Here is a 19,014-nt window from a genome sequence, read left to right on the forward strand (position 1 = left end):
TTTATTATGAATGAATGTATACGCTTACATCATAGCCGGATTTAAGGTCCTTCCCCCCCGGATTTCACGGCTTGCTGCCCGAGCATAAAAAAAGAGCGATCACCGCGAGGCGCGCGCTCTGTACTCTGCCGGCTTCTCGCCTGTGTTCTTCTCGAACTGCTTCAAAAAGTGCTGATACGTCTTATAACCGAGCTTTTCCGAGATCGCGCAGGAAGACAGGGAGCTTTCCCGCAAAAGCCTGCATGCTTCCTCGATGCGCAGTTCATGCACGAATTCCGCGATGCCCGTTCCATATCTGCGGCTGAACGATTGGCCCAGGTAAACGGGATGCACGTAAAATTTTTCCGCCAGCTCACGGATCGTGAACGTCTCCGTATAGCGCTCCCGCAGAAAGTCCGCCACCTGAGCCTGAACGCCGCCGCTGCTTCGTTCCCTCAAGCGCGCCGCTTCCGAACGAAAGTCCAGGCAGAACCGTTCAAGCAGCCGCTTTGTTTCTTTCAGGCCGCGCGCGCCCGCACCGCCGAGCGGCGAGCGGCGGAGCGTCTCCTCGGAATCGCCGCCCAGCTCCCCGCAGATCGAGGCGCAGCGCACGATGACGCGAGTCGCGAACGTTTCGACGAGTTCGGGCAGGGTCGGCCGCGCTTCGAAACGCGCAAAAGCTTCCGCGACGGCTTCCTTAATCTCGCCGTCGTCTCCCGTTTCCGTAAGCGCGGCGATCCGATCGGCGTCGCCCAGCACGGACGCGTTGCAGCAGAGCTCCTTCGACCGAACGTCGGCGAAAGCGACGACGGGTTCGCCGCCGAAATACCAGAACCGCGAAGCTTCCTCCGCGCTTTGAAACGACGTCCTCAGCGCATCTAGACGTTTCACGCTCCGTCCGGCGGACAGCCGCACTTTGCCTCCCGATTCGGGCGGAAGCGCTCCGATCAGCCGTCCCGCGAACAGCCGCGCCGCTTCGGTCGCGTCCGCCTCCTCCGCGCCGATCACGATGCCCAGCGCAAAGTTCCCGGCTTCGATCGACCGGCAGCGAACCATGCCTTCCCCGGCCGCCGCGACAGCCGTCCGCACCTCGGGCATCCATTCCGCTTCCGCCTGCAGCCGAACGTAAATCCAGCTGTTCGCCGCGGAGGACAGCCGCTCCAATTCGGGCCGGGCTTCGCGCCGCTGTTCTTCGCTTCCGAATAAAGCGAAAGCAAGCGCCCTGCGCTCGATCTGGGCCGCGCGGCTTCGGTTTGACGCGGATTCTCTCGCTCGCGCTTCGAGCCGCCTGCTCAAAGTCCGCAGCATCTCTTCCGCTTCGTCACCCATGACCGGCTTGGTCAGATAGTTCGACACGCCCAGCTGCATGGCCCGGCGCGCGTAATCGAAATCGTCATAACCGCTCGTGATGACGAACAGGGCCGAAGTTTCGCAGGCTTCCCGCGCATGCTCAATCAGCTGCAGACCGTCCATGACAGGCATGCGGATATCGGTGACGACCAGATCCGGCGAGTCGCGGCGGATCTGGCGGATCGCCTCCTCCCCGTTTTCGCAAGTTCCGCCGATACGAAATCCGTATTTTTCCCAGTCGACCATCAGCTTCAGCCCTTCGATCGCCAACGGCTCGTCGTCGACAAGCAGCACGTTGTACATCGTCATGCCTCCTTGTTCCATCGATAATTTCCGATTTCTCCGCGGCTCAACCGGAATGCGGGAATCAAAAACCCGGCTTCCGTTCCTTCTCCGTCCCGGCTGCGGAGCTGCAGTCTGACGTCTCCCCGGTAAAACAGTTCCAATCTGCGGTGCACGTTGCGCAGCCCGACGCTGCCTTCGCCGGAAGGGCATTCCGAGCGCATCCGCTCCTCGACTTCCCGCAGCCGCTCTTCTCCCATGCCGACTCCGTTGTCGCGGACCGAGAGCTGCAGCCCTTCGCCGGCCATTCGAGCCGAGACGACGATCAAGCGCCCTTCCTTGCGCCCTTGAAGGCCGTGCTTGCACGCATTTTCGACGAGGGGCTGGATGCTCATGCGGGGAATGCGGTGTTCCTCCGTCCCGTTCTCGATGTCGAACCGATAATCGAACCGGTCGCCGAAGCGGAATTTTTCGATCTCGAGGTACATGCGAGTGAACTGCAGCTCTTCGCCTAGAGGGACCCGATCGTCCGGCCTGCTGAGCAGCTGACGCATCAACAGAGACAGATTTTTGACGATCTCCGTGACTTCCCGGTAGCCGTTTTTGGTACAGACGACCAGCACCGCATTCAGCGTATTGAACAAGAAATGCGGATTGACCTGGCTTTGCAGCATGGCGAGCTCGGTTCTCACCCGGTCCAATTCCAGATTTTTTTGACGGATTTCCAACTTATACACGTCATTGATCAATGAACGAATCCGCCCGGTCATCAAATTGAAGGCGCGAATCAACCCGCCGACTTCGTCTTTGCCTTCCCGAATGTCGATCAGCTCGAAGCGTTCGCTCCGAACCTGCTCCATGTGCCTTGACAGCCGCTTGATTCGCACGTGATAGGAACGGAAGATCAGCAGGATGAGCAGCGAAGGCACGATGATGCTGATGACGGCCAAAGTCAGGATGGAGCGCAGGGAATCGTGCATGAGCCCGTCGATATATCGGGTATCCGCGACGCCGACCACCTTCCAGCCTTTTATGTAATTGAGGCTGCCCAGGGGGCGTTCCAGCACGAAACCGGAGTTCTTTTGTTCGGAAGTAAGAGAAGGATTCGCGTAAAAAGAACCTTCCCCGTCGCGTCCGCCCAGCCCGTCCGCCACCACGCGATTGCGATCGTCCACCAGCCTGAACTTTACGCTTCCCCGCTCCCGGTTCAAAATCGCGGACACCCGCCCGAGATCCAGGTCGATGCGCGAGTATTTGGCATAAGTCGAATAGGAAGGAAAGACGTCCATTTTTCCCGCGATGCTGATGCGCCGGCCCGGCTTATACGAATCTTCGTCCAGATACGCGGTCACGGCGATGGTGGACGACGTCCCTTCCAGAGCCCGAACCCATGCCGGCTGTCGGTCGTACGCCTTCAGCGCCCGGTAATTGGAGCCGTTCTGAACGGTAGGATTATCGGTATACACGCGGACGTCCAAAATATTGGCGGACATGTAGCGGGTGAGTTTGTCCCTTAAAAACCCGTCATATACGGCATAATAATCGGACGGCGAAGCGTACGTCCGGTCGAGCGCCGCGTACAGCGCGTCGTCGGCCGCGATCGAGCGTCCCAGCGCGATGCTCTCGTCGATCATGCCGAGCAGTTCTCCGCCCGCCCGTTCGACGGAACGGCGCAGATTTTCCTGCTCCCGCGCCTGAATGTCCGCCGAAGTCCGGTAGTAGAAAAAAAGATTGATCGACATGATCGGCAGCAGCACGCACAGCAGATAGATCAGCAGAAATTTGCGTTTAAGCGACAGGTCGTCGAGCCGCAGTCGGAAAGTCCGCCGGCGCTTCATCGCCCTTTCACCCGTTCCCTGGCCCGATAAAGCGAAGGAAGCTCGCCCGTCGCCGCCTTGAACTTGGCCGTAAAGTATTCCGTATCGTGGTAGCCGAGCTCGCAGCCGATCTCGGACACTTTCATGTCGGTACGGCGCAGCAGCCTTCGCGCCTCTTCGGCGCGAAGGCGGTGTATGTAGTCGTTGAAGCCGTACCCCGTCGCGCGTTTGAATTGCTGGCCGAAGCAGACCGGATTCAGATCGAATCGGGCGGCAAGCTCCCTCAGCTGCAGCGTGTCCCGGTAATGCCGGCGTACATGCTCGACGGCTTCCGCCAGCCTCGCGCCTTCCGAAGCTTCCGGTCCCGAGCGGCTCCGACGGAGGCGTTCCGCTTCTTCGGTGCAGCGCCGCAGCAGCTCGGCTTCGGTGCAGGGCATGCAAAAGGCATCTTTCAGGCCGGACTCCTCTTCGGGCGCGCGATTATCTCCCGGCTCCGAATCTGAACGGCGGCGCAGCAGTTCGCCGGCGATGTGGCGAACGACCCCTTCCATCCATCCCGCCGGCGCGCGAAGCCGATCGAACAGCCGGAACAATTCCGACACGGCCCGCGCTGCCGACTCCGGATCGCCGGCTTCCGCGTGCTTCAGCACGCGCTCGGCCGAGACCAGCGCTTCCGAGAAGCCGGCGCTGCCGATTCGCTCGAAATCGGCATGGCGGTACAGACCGGGACGGCCGAACGGAAGCACCCGCCCGCGGACGGACAGCGCTTGTCCGTAAAGCGCCGGAAGAGCCTCGTATCCCTGCCCTTCGCCGCCGGCATACAGGGCAAGGCCCGCGGCCGATTCCCGCAGCCGTTCCAGTCGGCGTTCCAGGGTCCGCGCATCGCAGGCACACAGCAGTCCGGCTCTTTCTGCGCCCTCCTCGAACGCCCAGGCCCGCGTTCCTGCCGCGACGAGTTCATCCGCGAGCCGGCGCATCGCGTCAAGAGCGGCAGTCCGCCCGGCACAAAGCGAAGCCGATTGTCCGCACGCTTCGGCAAGCAGCATGCAGAGGCGGGAGCCCGCGGAGCCTCCGAGCAGCAGCGACGCCTGCTCGGCCGAACAGCCGCCCTGCAGCAGACGAAGGACCGAAGCGCTCTCTTCCGCTTCGCGAAGAGCCGCAGCCGATTCCCGCTCCCTGCGTCCGCTGTCCAGCAGCGGCAGCAGGCCGCAGAGCACGGAATGGATCTCTTCCGTCACGATAGGCTTCAGCACGTAGCGATCCACGCCGCAGCGCAGCGCCTGCTGGGCGTAACCGAATTCGGCATAACCGCTGACGATCACGCTTCTGGCATGGGAACCGGGCCTGTTCTTGATCGCCCGAATCAGCCCCAGCCCGTCCAATCCCGGCATGCGAATATCCGTCATGACGAGATCCGGTTCGACTGCGCCGAACAGCTCCAACGCTTCTTCCCCGTCGGAAGCGGACCCGCACAATTCATAACCGCATCCTGCCCAATCGACCATGGTCTTCCAGCCTTCCAGCATCAGCGGCTCGTCGTCCGCCACGATCACTTTGTACATATCCTTCCCTCCCGCCGTTCGCTTTGATTCCAGTATGTCATCGGCGGCAGGGTCAGACAATGTACGCATCTACGCTTTTTTGGACGATTCTACGATAAATTGTAAGCGCATTCTTTATTCTTTGCTCCGGTTGGCACGATAAGAGGCCGGACTGACGCCGACGACCGATTTGAAGCAGCGGCTGAAGTATGCCTGATCCGCGTAACCGACCTGGCGCGCGATCTGATGCACCTTCAAAGACGTTTCTTTGAGAAGCCGCCGGGCCCGGTCGATCCGAATTCGCATCAAATGCCACGTAAAAGGATGCCCGGTCTCCGCGGTAAACAGCCCGCTCAAGTAATTGGGCGTCAGCTTGAGCTTGGCCGCAAGCCTTCCGAGCGTCAAGTCGGGGTCGGCATATCCGGACTCGGCGGCCATGAGCGCCAGCCGAACCGTACGGTTCACAAAATCGAAATTCGGCATCGAGCCGTAAGTTTCGTGCAGACCGAGCCTGCCTAAGCTCTGCCGATACAAAAACTTCAGCTCGCCCGGCGAAGCGGCGACGCCGCCCAGGCCCAGACGGACCGGTTCGTTCAACCGCCGCTCCAGCAGCCTCTTGCAGTCCGCCGCATATTCTTCCAGCGGCGGCACGCTGTACCCGTCCGTGAACAGGACGGCGGTCAGAAGCTGTTCGCCGGCGGCTACGACGGCGATGCCGAATCCGGACAAAGCGTCGTCAAGCAGCATTTTCGCCAGAAAACGGTCCGGTTTTCCCCAAAATTCGCGATCCGGAACCATGACGGTAAACAAGCAGACCCAATTAAACGGAGGAAACAGCGAGCGGTCGCTCCATATTTCCCCCGCGTTCGGGTCGCCGAGAAAGTCTTGAATTTTCTTCTCCAGCGCGTATCGCTCGCGCAGCAGGCGTGCCGCTTCCGGCTGTCCTCCGAGCGCGGCGTCCGCCGCGCCCTCCGGATGCGGCAGCTCAGGGGCGTGCATGCAGAGCCCCAGCAGCAGGCGAAGCAGCGAAGCCCGAAGCGCGATAGCCTCCGAAGCGCCGTCGGCCTCTTCGCCGCACAGCCTGGCCAGCCTTTCCAGCTCGGGCTTCAGCGTAAGCGTCGGTTCCGCGTCGGCAGCGAACAGAACGCTGCCTAGCGAAGCGATCCGCCGGTACATGACGTCGTCGTCGATATCGAAATGGATGCAGAAATACGTCATCGACGGCGAATTTCCGATTCGGCTCCCGTGCCTACGGCCGGGAGACAGCAGCAGCAGCTCGCCCGCCCGCTGGACATGCCGCTCTTCTTCGATCCGGGTGATCTGCTCGCCTTCCATCACGTAATTCAATTCGAACAGCTCGTGACCGTGTTCGGGATAAGACCAGCCGGTCGTGACCTGGCGCCAGTGCGCGCCGCACATCTGGAACGAGAAGCGCAGATCGGGCAGCGCGTTCTGTCCGATATTGAATTCTCTTCCTCCTCCGGCTTCGGAAGTCCAGGACATGGCTCTGCCTCCTTTTTGAATGATCGGCTTCGGTTCCTCAGCCGAGCTCCGCCCGGTCCGTCAATTCCACGAACGGCCGCGTTTGTCCGGACGCTTCGCCGGAAAGCCCGCAGCCGAATCCGTGCAGCTCGAACAGAACGATCTCGTTGTCGCCGCTTCTCAGCAGCGGCGCCGGCACGTAAAGCGTCTTCGTCGGGCCCGTCTTCCAGTAGCGGCCGAGAAGGAAACCGTTGACCCACACGGCGCCTTTGTGCCAGCCGTCCGTGCGGACGAACGTATCGGCCGCTTCTTTCGCGACGAACGTCCCCCGGTAGAAGGCCGGACGCGCTCCGCGATGATCCGCCGGCTCCTTCGAAGCGCTCGGCAAATCCGTTTCTTCGCCGGTGCGCGGCGCGTTCGCGGCTTCCGAAGACGCGAATTCCAGCTCCGTCAGATCGTCCAGCGGCAGCGCTCGGATATCCCAGCCGTGCAGAAATTGATTGCCGATGCGCACCCCTTCGGTAATGCCTTTGCGGTCGCGCATCAGCGGCCCGTAATTGATCCGGCCCATGTTCTCGACCAGAATGTCCAGCCGGATGCCCTCTTCCGGCACGCTCAATTCGAGACCGGGCTGCTCCTCCCAACGGCTGACCAGGCCGATCTGCTCGCCGCCCGCGAATACGAGCGCCCGGTCGCGCGGCTCCTGCAGGAACAGCCTGCCTCCGTCATGCTCCGCTCCGACGCGGGTCGAATAGAGAATGAAGCCGTATGCCTGGCCGAGCCGTTCCATCGGTTCGGTCGAAGCGGAGCGGATCGCCCCGCCGGACAGAAGATCCGCATGCCCGAACAGCTCCGCGCGTTCGCGCAGTTCCACGCGTCCGTAAGCTTTTGTCGGCGGAAGCGGCGGCGGTTCCGGCGGAGTCAGACCAAGCCGCTTCGACAGCAGCTCGCGCACCGCGAAGTAAGTCTCGGTCGGCGCGCCGTTCTCGGTCAACGGCGCGCCGTAATCGTAACTCGTCACCGTGGGCTCGTAAAAGTTGACGTGATTGGCGCCGTTCATGAAACCGAAGTTGGTTCCGCCGTGGAACATGTAGAAGTTGAACGAAGCTTCCAAGTCCAGCATCCGCCCCAGTTCCGCGATGATCTCGGACGAAGGACGGGTATGGTGCGGCCCCTGCCAGCGGTCGAACCAACCGTCCCAGAACTCCATGACCATGAGCGGACCTTGCGGCTGATGCCCCCGCAGCGTCTCGAACGCTTTTTGCGTGCCGGAACCGAAGTTTACCGTCGCCAGCGCGCCTTCGACGGAACCGGCGCGCAGCATGAAATCTTCCGGCCCGTCCGAAGTGAACAGCAGCACGTTCATGCCGCGGCGGATCATGCCGTCGCGCAGATGCCGCAAATACGCCTTATCCGAACCGAAGCTGCCGTATTCGTTCTCGATCTGCAGCGCGATAATCGGACCGCCGTTCGTGCACAGCAGCGGCTCCAGCCTCGGCAGCAGCTCGTCGAAATAAGCGTCGACTTTGGCGAGGTAAGCGGGATCCGAGCAGCGCAGCCGGATATCGCCGTCTTGCAGCAGCCAGGCCGGCAGGCCGCCGAACTCCCACTCCGCGCAGATATAAGGACTCGGACGCACGATCACATGCAGACCGAGCAATCCGGCCAACCGGACGAAAGCCTCCACATCGGCGATTCCGTCGAAGACGAATTCGCCTTCCTTCGGTTCGTGCACGTTCCAGGCGATATACGTCTCCACCGTATTGAAGCCGCAGGCGATCAGGCTGCGCAGCCGATGTTCCCAATACTCGGGCACCACCCGGAAATAATGGATCGCGCCGGAGCGCAGCTGAATCGATTCGTTCCCATAGTAAAAGCGGCTGCCTTTTGCTTCGAAAATCGGCATATGCTACCTCCCCGCCTGCGCGGACTGTATTTTTCGAGAACCCCTGATTCTTGTCTCCCATATGAAAAAAACTTCGCGCTTCCGGCTGCCTCTTCCTGCTTTTTGCAAAAAGAGTCTACCTTGCCGCCGACATCCGCGTCTCCCGAAAGGCCGGGTAGCTCTCCACATGTTCCAAAAACTTCCGCAGCGCGGGCGAAGCGTGTTCGCCGCCGCGCAGACAGATCCCGAGCCGACGGTAGGCGGGCACGCTCAATTCCTTCTGCACGACCCGATAAGGAGTCCGGTTCAGCACCAGTTCCGGCAAAATGCTGATCCCTAATCCGCTTTCCACCATGGAGATGATCGCATAATCGTCTCTGGCGGTAAACCGCACTTTCGGGTGGATGCCGTGCAGCTCGAAGATTTCCGTGATTTCGTTGACCGTTCCTTCTTCCAGCAGCAAAAAAGGCTCTTCGCCCAGCGCCTCGATCGGAAAGCGATCTTCTCCCGCCAGCGGATGATGCTCGGGCAAAATGACCAGCAGCCGGTCCTGGGCCAGAAATCGGCTCTCGAAATCGGATCGGACCGGCAGTCGCTGAAATCCGCAGTCCGCCTGGCCGGTATCCAGCCAGTTCTCGATATCCGTGTAATGGCCGTGCAGCAGCTCGAAATCGACGCCGGGATGCTCCTGCTGAAAAGTCTGAATCAACCCCGGCAGCCAGTTGACGGCCGCGCTGGTGAAAGTCGCCAGCCGGATCAGGCCCGAACGGAGCCCACGCAAATTGGCCGTCTCGTCGATCAGCTCCCGATGGGCCTGGACCACGTTTCGAATATAGGGCAGCAGGCGCTGGCCGTCGGAGGTGAGGCGGATACCGGAACGGTCGCGGATCAGCAGTGTCAGCCTCCATTCCTTTTCCAGCGCGTTCAGCATATGGCTGATGCTCGACTGCGTGTAACCGAGCGCGGCGGCGGCCTTGGTCAAGCTGCCGGCTTCAAGCGTTTTGAGGAAAGCTTCGTACTTATGGGTGGTCATCTTGCGCCTCATTCCATCATTAAAATTGTTCATGATAACCATGAAAAACATTCGCTTTTCTCATGCTTTTCTTCAACTTATACTGGGTGAGGCGAAAAATCAACGGATTTTTATGCAGCTCCCTTTACCTTACGACCGAAAGAGGATGACGAGAACAAAATGAAACTTCGTATGACAAAAAAAACGGCCGACCTGGCGATTGCCCTGGTGTCGGTCGGCTGGGGATCTTCCTATTTGCTGATGAAAATGGGACTGGACGGCATGGGGCCGTTCACGCTGCTCGCCTGGCGATTCCTGCTGGCCTTCGCCCTGACGGCTCCGCTCTTCTGGCGCCGAGCGCGATCGGCCGACCTCAAAACGATCGGGCAGAGCGCGCTTCTCGGCTTCGTCATGTTCGTCATGCTGTCGCTGCTTATTACGGGACTTCAAACGACGACCGCATCCTCTGCCGGCTTCTTGACCAGCGCGATGGTCGTTTTCGTGCCGCTGCTGCAGTTCGCGATCACGCGCCGCAAGCCGAACCTGGCGACCGTCTGCGGCATCGTGCTGACGATGGGCGGGATCGCCCTGCTTACGCTTCGGCATTCGCTGACGTTCGAATTCGGATCGGTGCTGTGCCTGCTCGGCGCTTTTGTATACGCGGTGCATATTCTGCTTACCAACCGGTTCGCCCGTCGTTCCGACGGCCTCACGCTCGGCGTGCTGCAGATCGGCTTCATCGGATTGTTCGGATTGATCTTCGGCTTCCTCCTCGAGACGCCGTCGATGCCCCGCGGCGCTTCCGGATGGACCGCCGTCGTCGGACTCGCCGTGATCTGCAGCGCTTTCGGCTTCATTATGCAGACCGTAGCGCAGAAGTATACGACGCCCGAACGGATCGGCGTGCTGTTCTCGCTCGAACCGGTCTTCGCCGCGCTGTTCGGCTTTTTGTTTCTCGGCGAGATGCTGGGCATACAGGGCTATCTGGGCGCTCTGCTGATTCTCGGCGGCGTGCTGGTATCGGGGCTCAAGCCGTCCCCTTCCCGCGCTCTGCCGCGGCCGCCGAGACTGCCGGGACGCTCGCGGCGATCTTCGGAACGCGTGCGGACCGTCGATGCGGGCAGCGGAACCGGCGCTTAAAAACGGCTTAAGGCCGACAACAAAAAAACGCATAGAAAGCCGCCGTTTCATCTCCGGATGAAGCGGCGGCTTTTTTTCGATGAACGGCTCAACAGGAAGCGGAACTTCTACTCCGAACCCGCGATCCGCTCGTAGTCCGACCGCAGCATGCCGTATATCTTCGTATCGACATACTCGCCGTTGTAACGGAAATCTTCCCGCTTGACGCCTTCGAGCACGAAGCCGCTTTTGACGTACACCCGTTCCGCTCTCGGATTGAAACTGAACACCTCAAGCGTTATCCGGTGCAGTCCCAGCTTCTCGAATCCGTATTTCAGAAACAGCGGCACGGCTTCCGTGCCCAGTCCTTTGCCGCGCCCCGCGGATCCGATGAGAATGCGGAAGTTGACGCTGCCCGCGTTCTCGTCGTATTCGTTAAAGACGACTTCGCCGACCAGCTCCCCGCTTTCCCGGTCCGCGACAGCCAGATCCAGCCGATCGGATTGATCGTTGCGGCCGGCATACCAGGATTTGATGCGTTCTTCCTCATCCGCAGACATCGGCGCCGAAGCTTCTTCGTCGTTCGCGGCCGAGCCGGTCAAGCGCCGGACCTCGCTTTCCGCCAGGATGCGCATCATCCGTTCGGCGTCTCCGGGCCCGAACGGCCTCAATATCGTTTTTTGCCCCAACAAAAGCGGTTTTTCCGCAAAATCGGCTCTTTCCATCATTCCGCCTCCTATTCGCTCTCTCGCCTTTCTCTCGGCCTGAAAGCGCGTTCCGTTAAAATTTGCCGCCAAATTGATTCTTAAACGATCCGTTTCGCTTATTATAGATGAGGAGATACACACCAAGCAAAAAAAGGAATCGATTCGAAGGAGGAAGCTTTTCATGCCGGACACGCCTATACCGGCAGCCGCAGGCGCTCCGCGCGCCGCCCTTGAACGGGTCGACGAATGGGGACTGCTGCGCGGACTGTCTTTTTTCGCGATCGTGATTCAGCACAGCCTGGGCGAATACGTCTACCGCGCCGATATTCTGTATCCCGACGCGGCCGCGCTCGCCCTGCTGTATCATCTGGTCCGATACGGGACGCTGACGTTCGTGTTTCTGGCCGGAGCGATCTTGTTTTACCGATACGGGCAGAGCGAAAAGCGCTATGCGCCCGTACTCCGCAAAAGGATCGGGGACATCTACGTTCCGTTCGCCGTCTGGACGCTGCTTTACTGGATCAGCACCAAAATCGCTTCCAAGCAGCCTCTGCTGCAGGACGGCGACCTGCCGATCCTGCTCCGGCAGTTCATCGCGCCGACGGTGGGCTACCATCTGTGGTTCGTCGTGATGATCTTTCAGTTTTATTTGTTTTTCCCGCTGTTCCGCTCGTCCGCTTCCCGTCTCGGCCGCTGGACCGGAGCCGGAGACACCGAAAAAGCGCGCTTTACGCGAATCGGCTTGCTGACGCTGCTGCTCGCCGCCGCCTACGGCTGGCTGATGTACCTTTCCTACTACCGGATGCCGGAATGGCAAACTTCGGGATGGTGGAAAACGCTGCTCGACTACCGGACTTTCGAGTTTCCGTATTACGCTTTTTACTTCGTGCTGGGCGGCATCTGCGGCGCTCATCTTCGGCAGTGGCGCACGCTGGTGCTGAAGCTGCTGCCGTGGAGCACGCTCGCTTCCGTGGCTATGTATGTGTGGATGACGCACGATCTGCTGCGCAGTTCCGGCGAGCAGATCAACTTGAACTATTCCACTTACTTGAAGCCGAGCAGCTTCCTCTTCGTGACCGCTCAAATTTTCATGCTGTACGGCTGGGCGCTTCTGCTGCAAAAACACGGCGGCCGGCTCGGCAGGCTGCTCACGCTGTGCGGCAAGTATTCGTTCGGCGCTTACTTGAGCCACGCCATGATTCTGACCTGGATCTCCATCTTGACCCGGCACTGGCTTTTCCCCGGCTGGCATGTGACGGCCGCCTTATTGACGGCTCTGATCGTCGCGCCGTGCGCGCTGCTGCTGTGCGCGGGCCTTTCCCGACTGCCGGGCGGAAAATGGCTGACGGGAGGCGCCGGACGCAATGCGAGGAGCGGCAGGAGAAATTCCCGTTCCGCGCCGGCACGCATGCCCGATCTTTGAACATGAACGGCAGACGGCCGCGCACGGCAAAAAACCTTCGGTATCCCGCGAAAGTGCGGGATACCGAAGGTTTTTTCGTACTGCCATTAGGTGTTCAAGCCCGCCGCTTACAGAGCCAGCGCGTCTCCCGGAAGCACGCCCGTCTGAAGCAGCTTGCCCTTCAGTTCCGCGCCGATCTCCACCATCGGAAGGCGCAGCGTGCCGTGCGAGATGTGTCCGAGCTCCGCAAGCAGCCACTTGATCGGAGCCGGATTCGGTTCTTCGAACAGCAGCCGCATAAGCGGCATCAGCTGCTCGAAAACGGCCAGCGCTTCTTCCCGGCGGCCCGCCCGGAAGTTCCGGTAAATGCTCAGGAAGTCTTCCGTGCGCACATGCGCCGACGCCAGCATGCCGCCCGCCGCTCCGGCATCCAGGAACTCCAGCAGCCGCGCGTCGTCTCCGCTCAGCACCGGCTTGGCGTGACCGGAAGCCTGCAGCGCCCGCAGAAGCTCCGTGCTGCCCGAGCAGTCTTTCATGCCGGCGATGCCGTCCATTTCCATGATGGCGCGCGCCGTGTCGACTTCCATGCGGACACCCGTCCGGCCCGGAATTTCATAGACGATGACCGGAAGACCCACTTCGGCGATTTTGCGAAAATGTTCGATGATCCCCCGCTGCGAAGGCTTATTATAATAAGGAACAACAGCCAGCACGGCATCGGCGCCCAGCTTCCCGGCAAGTTCGGTCTTTTTGACCGAAGCGCGCGTGTCGTTCGTTCCCGTTCCGAGCACAAGGGGGATCTCGGCGGCTCCGATCGCGGACTTGGCGGCGGCGGACAGCAGGCTCAGCTCTTCATGGCTTACGGTCGGCGATTCGCCGGTCGTTCCGTTGACGACCAGACCGTGGATGCCCTGCTCGACAAGCGAAGCCGACAGCTTATGGAAAGATGCCAAGTCGAGCTCTCCGCTCGGCAAAAACGGCGTGATGACGGGCATATAAATACCATGCAGCTGTTGTTCGGTTAACATTGGGTTTCCTCCCAGCAGACTTTTGTTAGCTCTACTTTATCATGGAAAATCCCATCAGCGTTAGCTATAATAAATGATACATCGCATCAAAGTTTTTGATGAATCGAAAAATACGGGAGCGGATACGGTGGAATTGACATATCTTCGGACATTTCGGGAAGTGGCACGGCGCCAGAGTTTTACGAAAGCAGCCGAGGAACTCGGCTATGCCCAATCCAGCGTTACGATGCAGATGCAAAAATTGGAGCGCGAATACGGCGTAGCCTTATTCGAGCGCTACGGCCGTCAGCTTCGGCTGACGCCGCCCGGCGAAGCGCTGCTCAAACTGGCGGTACAGATGCTGGAGCTGTACGACGAGTCGAAAGAAGCGATCGGCAAGCAGCTGGACGGATCCGTCACGATCGGCACGATCGATTCGCTGGCCGCCTATTATCTGCCTCCCCATCTCCAGCAGCTTCGCCTCAAGCATCCCGGCATCGGCATCCAAATGCTGCCCGACAGCGAAAGCAATCTGGTGCATAAACTCAAAGAAGGCGAATACGATCTGGCGCTGCTGCTCGACCGAAAGCCCGCCGATCCGTCGCTGCGCTGCATCACGGTGCGAGAAGAGCCGCTGGTGCTTGTGGCGCCTCCCGGTCATCCGCTGACCGTCGGCGAACAGGTTCGCCTGAACGACTTGGGCGGCTGCGAACTGATCGTTTCCGAAGGCAGCTGCCTGTACCGCAGCACGTTCGAGAAAGTGCTCCGCGAACACGGCGTGTCCTATCGGATCGGCTTCGAACTGGGCAGCCTGGAAGCGATCAAGCACTGCGTCATGAACGGCCTGGGCATCGCTCTGCTGCCGCGAATCGCCGTCGAAGAGGAACTTCAGCGGGGCAGCCTGGCGAGCGTTCCTTTCGTCCATCCCGATCTGCGCTTCCACCTGCAGCTGCTGCTGCATCCGAAAAAGTGGATGTCGCAGATGATGCTGACGCTGATCGGCCTGCTGACCGGCGAAGACGCCGAACGGGTGCAGGAACGGCTGAACGCGATGGAGGCAAAATAATAAGTGTCGCTTCGCAGTTATTCGAAGAATACGAAGCTTGGTTCCCGAGCTCAGCTTTCGCTGCCGGAGGCAGCGGCGAGATCTCCCGCTCCTTCCGCCCCGGCAGGCTTAGGCCAGCGAATCACGGCTTTGAACAGATCGCCGTCGAGTTCGACGGCAAACGCGCCGCCCTGCAGCTCGACCAAGCTTTTGACGATCGCCAGTCCCAGTCCGGAGCCTTCCGTATGACGGGAACGGTCGCCGCGCACGAAGCGTTCGGTAATTTCTTCCGGCTTGAAATCGAGTTCCGCGGCGGAGACGTTTTTGAACGAAACCGTCGCTCCGCTCGCGTCCTCCGTCAGCTCGACGTACGCCCGGGAGCCCGGCATCGAATATTTGGCGATGTTCAAGTAGAGATTTTCGAAAATGCGGAACGTTTTCTCGCTGTCGAGCGGCAGGATAACTTTGTGCTCGGGCAGCACGAATCGCAGCTGCACGTTCGACTCCGCCATTCTGTCTTCCAATTCGATATGCGCCTGCTTCAGCAGCTCCACCAGATCGACGCTGACCGGCGCCACCTCCGCGCTGCCGCTCGACGCCCGCGTATATTCGAACAGATCCTCGATCAGGCGGCTCAACCGCTGCGATTTCCCGCTCAGCACGTCGATGTACGCACGGCGTTCCTCCTCCGTCAGATCGGCCTGCTGCAGCAGATTGACGTAGGTCAGAATCGCCGTTACCGGCGTTTTCAGATCGTGCGAAACGTTGGTCACCAGTTCGCTTTTCATCTTCTGGCTTTTCGTTTCTTCGTCGACCGCGCGTTTGAATCCTTCGCGGATGCGCCGGAGTTCGTTTTTGAGCGGATCGAAAGGGCCTAGACGATCGTCGAGTCCGATCTCGAAGTTTCCTCCCGCAATCTCTTGCACGGAACCGTAGAAGCGATCGTACGCGTAGCGAAACCGGTCTTTGCGCTTTTTGGCGACGTAGACCAGCGCAAGCAGATAAACGGCAAGCGGAATCAGCGCGTAATACCGAATAAACACGGCCGACGCTACAAGGGCAGCCAGCACCGCGAAGTGAGCGAATGCCGCCCGGATCAGCGACCGGTCTCCGCGATCCGCGAGATCGAACGCATGCAGCCAGCGGACAAAGCGGACGGTCAGGCTGCCCCGGCTCATCGCGCTTCCGAACCCTTCGCGGACGGCCTCGGACAGGAACCAAGAAAGCCCGCACCAGAAGGAAAGAATCGCCAACCATATGCCCAAAGCCGATGCGGCTTTCATCCATTCGCTGAAGTCGTATCCCAACAATCCGCTGTCGTAGGACCAGGTCGCGAATTCGACGTAGAATATCGGCGGAATCGCGCAGCCCAGAAGCCAGAACTCGAGCGGCAGGCGCGGCTTTCGGTTCAAAGGCAGCAGACCGATCAGCAGGGCGCCGATCACGGCGAACAGGCAGATCCAGCCGAAGCCGGCTTCTTTCATGGCGGCAGTCCGATAATGATCGATGCTCGGGAGCGCAAATGAATAAGAACGCGGAAGGGCGTAAACGAGCGTGAAATTTTTCGGCTGCCGGATTTGCTCGGTGTAAGGGCTCGATCGGAAAAGGCCCGAGGCTTTCGTCAAGATTCCGTCCGCCGACTGCGACAGCGCCCGGTGATGCAGCTGATCGAACAGCAGTCTGTCTCTCCACTGCGTTTCGAGACCGTACCAATCGGGAATCGACAGGTTGCCTTCCGCATCGAATTCGATCCGCGCATAAAAAGCATACTTCCGCAGCAGTTCCGCTTCGTCGAAACCCGATAACGAACGATACTGGTTCAGCACCCCAAGCAATTCGGAATTGCCGATCCAAGCCCCCCCTTCTACCGGCTTATACTCCGCATAATAATCCATCGGAAACGGATTTTCGCTTCCGCTTGCGAAGCCGTCCTGCCACTTTTCGATCAGCTCGTTGAACGGGCTTTCAAAGTCTTGCGGCAGGGCACGGTTCTGCATGGACGAATTATACGTGTTTTGATTGCCGGGAAAAAAGATCTCGGACGGAGCGAAGTTTTTTTCGTCCTGCTTGTTGTTTTGCTGCGCGAGCGTAAGCGGCAGCACATAATTCCCTTTCTCCATCACGCTCAACCAAGATTTCGGCGATACGCCGGCTAACGAAATGTCCGTCGTTTCCTGCTTGATCCACCTTGCCGCCTTGCCTGCCGCTCCCTGTACGGATACGGTCGCCAGCAATGCGACGACGAGAAGCAGCGCGACGCGTATCGCGATCAGAGGAACGACCGGAAGGCCCAGCTTGAATTTTCCCGACCCTTCTTTGGAGGATTTCTTCGCCTTCGGCGGCTCCTTTTCCGTCAATTGTTCCGATAAACTCTCTTCATTGTTTTTCAATTTTGTACCCGACCCCCCATACCACTTTCAAATACTTCGGATTTTTCGGATTGATTTCGATCTTCTCGCGGATATTGCGGATATGCACCATGATCGTCTCCGTGGAGACGGCGCGGTCGTTCCATACCCGCTCGTAGATCTCGTCCGCCGAAAATACGCGGCCCGGATGCCGGATCAGCAGGTTCAAAATTTTGAATTCCAGCGGCGTCAACCGTACGGGGACTTCGTCCACGTACACTTCCACCGCTTCTTCGTCCAGCTCCAATCCCCCTACCGCATAGCGTCCCCACCTTTCTTCGCGGGTCGACAGCACGGACAAATAGCGGGCATACCGCCGCAGCTGCGAATTGACCCGGGCCAGCAGTTCCATCGGGGCGAACGGCTTGGCGACGTAATCGTCCCCGCCGATGTTCAAGCCCGCGATCTTGTCGATCTCTTCCGATTTGGCGCTGAGAAAAATGACCGGAAAATCATGCTTTTCCCGCAGCCGCATCGTCATGGCGATTCCGTCCATCCGCGGCATCATGACGTCGACCACCGCCAGATGCACCTCTTCTTGTTCGAGCTTCTCCAATCCTTCCAAGCCGTCTTCGGCCTGAAGGACGTCGTAACCCTGATTGCGCAAATAAATGCTCACGCCTTCCAAAATTTCTTTGTCGTCTTCCACGACCAATATGCGATACGTCATGATTGCCCCTTCCCCCGATCGGCGAATATCCGCTTTTTCCTATGTACGGTTCGGCATTCGCGGCCTGCGAACGCAGCACCGCGGCATCCTGTTTTCGGACTCCTTTCTTTATCGACGTTACGCCTTCATTGTACGTAACGGTTCTAAACGGACTCCCGGGGAAAAACGAAAGAAATTCGAAAGAAGGCCCGAATTTCCGCCGCTTATCGGCATACGTCAAAAAGGCCGGACCCGAAAGCGCCCGACCTTTTTGCCCTTAAAACATCCGTCCGTTTTTCCGCGTACCGGTCTACTGCGTTCAGCAGCCCAGGCGTGCCGCCGGCTGACCGTCCGCGACTACGATGCTGCCCTGCACGGCTTTGCAGCGTTTCTTGATTCGCGCCGACTCTTCCACAATCTCGTCGATCGTTTCGTAATGACGGCTCCGGTTCGTCACGACGGCGATTGACAGCGAGACGAGCGGAATCAATCCGCGGCTGCCGAAACGATTCTCTCCCGATACGGCGCCCTTGACCAGATCTTCGTTCCGATAAAAATCCCGCTTGAGCCGTTCGAACTCTTCGATCGCCCGGCTGCAGCACTCTTCGTAATCGTGGTGATGCAAAATGGCAATATAATCGTCGCCCCCGATATGCCCGAAAAAGCTGTCCGGTTGACCGAAGATTCCGCTCAGCAAATTCGCCGTCGCCTGAAGCAGCAGATCGCCCTGCTTGAATCCGTATCCGTCGTTGTAAGATTTGAACTGATCCAAGTCGAGGTAAAGCACGCTGAACTTCTCCAATCCCAGTGTCTGCTGCAGCCGGTCCTCGATGATCCGGTTGCCGGGCAGCCCGGTCAACGGGTTCATGAACGTCGCCACCTGCGTCCGAATGTCGGCCACGGACAGAAGCAGATTGCGTACGCTGACCGCGCCGCGAAGTCCGTCCCCGCCGCTGACCAGTACCAGATCGTACAGTTCTTCTTCGGGCCGGTTCATCGCTCTGATGCTGACGTCGGTAATCGACTCTCCCTCGTCCACAAGCAGCGTGCGCGAATTCGACATGACGCCGACAGGCCGGTTCATAAACAGCGTGAATCCGTATCGCGTGCCGATCTGCTGATAGAACTGCACCCGCATCATCAGTGCGACGCTGCCGTCTTCGCAGGCGATCGCCAGACCTTCGAGCTTCGGGTTCCGTTTAAACAGCTCGTCCACCGCTTCGCATTTCGTGCGCGCATCGACGACCGGAATCGCCTCCATAATCTCTCCGATTTTTGTTAGCAACCGCTGCGTCCCCCTTCTGTTCTTCGTTTAACGAAACGGCTCAA

General features: G+C 59.6%; 14 protein-coding genes. 3 read left to right on the top strand and 11 right to left on the bottom strand.

Annotated features, from left to right (window positions below):
• Positions 1-99 precede the first annotated feature (99 nt).
• The 6 genes from GYN08_RS05560 to GYN08_RS05585 form a co-directional block, all read right to left on the bottom strand.
• Complete coding sequence (locus tag GYN08_RS05560) at positions 100-1,632, bottom strand: response regulator transcription factor (RefSeq protein WP_166273012.1); 1,533 nt, start codon at positions 1,630-1,632, stop codon at positions 100-102.
• Between the two features lie 2 nt (positions 1,633-1,634).
• A complete protein-coding gene (locus GYN08_RS05565; RefSeq protein WP_166273013.1) occupies positions 1,635-3,449 on the bottom strand; it encodes a sensor histidine kinase in 1,815 nt (604 codons plus the stop codon).
• Positions 3,446-4,990, bottom strand: a complete 1,545-nt coding sequence (locus GYN08_RS24055; RefSeq protein WP_166273014.1) for a response regulator — start codon at positions 4,988-4,990, stop codon at positions 3,446-3,448. The genes GYN08_RS05565 and GYN08_RS24055 overlap by 4 nt, the downstream gene beginning before the upstream one ends.
• Before the next feature lie 114 nt (positions 4,991-5,104).
• A complete protein-coding gene (locus GYN08_RS05575) occupies positions 5,105-6,472 on the bottom strand; it encodes an AraC family transcriptional regulator (protein WP_166273015.1) in 1,368 nt (455 codons plus the stop codon).
• A gap of 37 nt (positions 6,473-6,509) precedes the next feature.
• The gene (locus GYN08_RS05580) at positions 6,510-8,357 is read right to left on the bottom strand and encodes a glycoside hydrolase family 35 protein (protein ID WP_166273016.1); all 1,848 of its coding nucleotides are present in this window, start codon (positions 8,355-8,357) and stop codon (positions 6,510-6,512) included.
• A gap of 115 nt (positions 8,358-8,472) precedes the next feature.
• Entirely contained in the window at positions 8,473-9,369 is an 897-nt protein-coding gene (locus tag GYN08_RS05585) for a LysR family transcriptional regulator (RefSeq protein ID WP_166273017.1), read from the bottom strand.
• 171 nt (positions 9,370-9,540) lie between these two features.
• Between GYN08_RS05585 and GYN08_RS05590 the strand changes: the two genes are divergently transcribed.
• Entirely contained in the window at positions 9,541-10,488 is a 948-nt protein-coding gene (locus GYN08_RS05590; protein ID WP_235945788.1) for a DMT family transporter, read from the top strand.
• 107 nt (positions 10,489-10,595) lie between these two features.
• Here GYN08_RS05590 and GYN08_RS05595 read toward each other — a convergent pair whose 3' ends face one another.
• Positions 10,596-11,195 carry a GNAT family N-acetyltransferase gene (locus GYN08_RS05595; RefSeq protein ID WP_166273019.1) on the bottom strand — a complete coding sequence of 200 codons (600 nt, stop codon included), beginning with the start codon at positions 11,193-11,195 and terminating at the stop codon, positions 10,596-10,598.
• Between the two features lie 160 nt (positions 11,196-11,355).
• Between GYN08_RS05595 and GYN08_RS05600 the strand changes: the two genes are divergently transcribed.
• A complete protein-coding gene (locus GYN08_RS05600; RefSeq protein WP_166273020.1) occupies positions 11,356-12,597 on the top strand; it encodes an acyltransferase in 1,242 nt (413 codons plus the stop codon).
• Between the two features lie 107 nt (positions 12,598-12,704).
• On the opposite strand, the gene dapA is transcribed toward GYN08_RS05600, so the two are convergent.
• Positions 12,705-13,604: a 4-hydroxy-tetrahydrodipicolinate synthase gene (gene dapA / locus GYN08_RS05605; protein ID WP_166273021.1), complete on the bottom strand. Its 900-nt coding sequence runs from the start codon at positions 13,602-13,604 to the stop codon at positions 12,705-12,707.
• A gap of 127 nt (positions 13,605-13,731) precedes the next feature.
• Here dapA and GYN08_RS05610 point away from each other — a divergent pair, with 127 nt between their 5' ends.
• Positions 13,732-14,649, top strand: coding sequence for a LysR family transcriptional regulator (locus GYN08_RS05610; protein WP_166273022.1), 918 nt, complete (start codon positions 13,732-13,734; stop codon positions 14,647-14,649).
• Between the two features lie 50 nt (positions 14,650-14,699).
• Here GYN08_RS05610 and GYN08_RS05615 read toward each other — a convergent pair whose 3' ends face one another.
• The 3 genes from GYN08_RS05615 to GYN08_RS05625 all read right to left on the bottom strand — a co-directional run bounded on the left by GYN08_RS05615 (position 14,700) and on the right by GYN08_RS05625 (position 18,970).
• Positions 14,700-17,018, bottom strand: coding sequence for a sensor histidine kinase (locus GYN08_RS05615; protein WP_166273023.1), 2,319 nt, complete (start codon positions 17,016-17,018; stop codon positions 14,700-14,702).
• Positions 17,005-17,709 (bottom strand): response regulator transcription factor, encoded by a 705-nt coding sequence (locus GYN08_RS05620; RefSeq protein ID WP_456238892.1) that lies wholly within the window; start codon positions 17,707-17,709, stop codon positions 17,005-17,007. The genes GYN08_RS05615 and GYN08_RS05620 overlap by 14 nt, the downstream gene beginning before the upstream one ends.
• Positions 17,710-18,004: 295 nt before the next feature.
• A complete protein-coding gene (locus tag GYN08_RS05625) occupies positions 18,005-18,970 on the bottom strand; it encodes a GGDEF domain-containing protein (RefSeq protein ID WP_166273025.1) in 966 nt (321 codons plus the stop codon).
• Positions 18,971-19,014 lie beyond the last annotated feature (44 nt).

The organism is Saccharibacillus alkalitolerans (genome assembly GCF_011090185.1).
In the GTDB taxonomy this organism is placed as follows: Bacteria; Bacillota; Bacilli; order Paenibacillales; family Paenibacillaceae; genus Saccharibacillus; species Saccharibacillus alkalitolerans.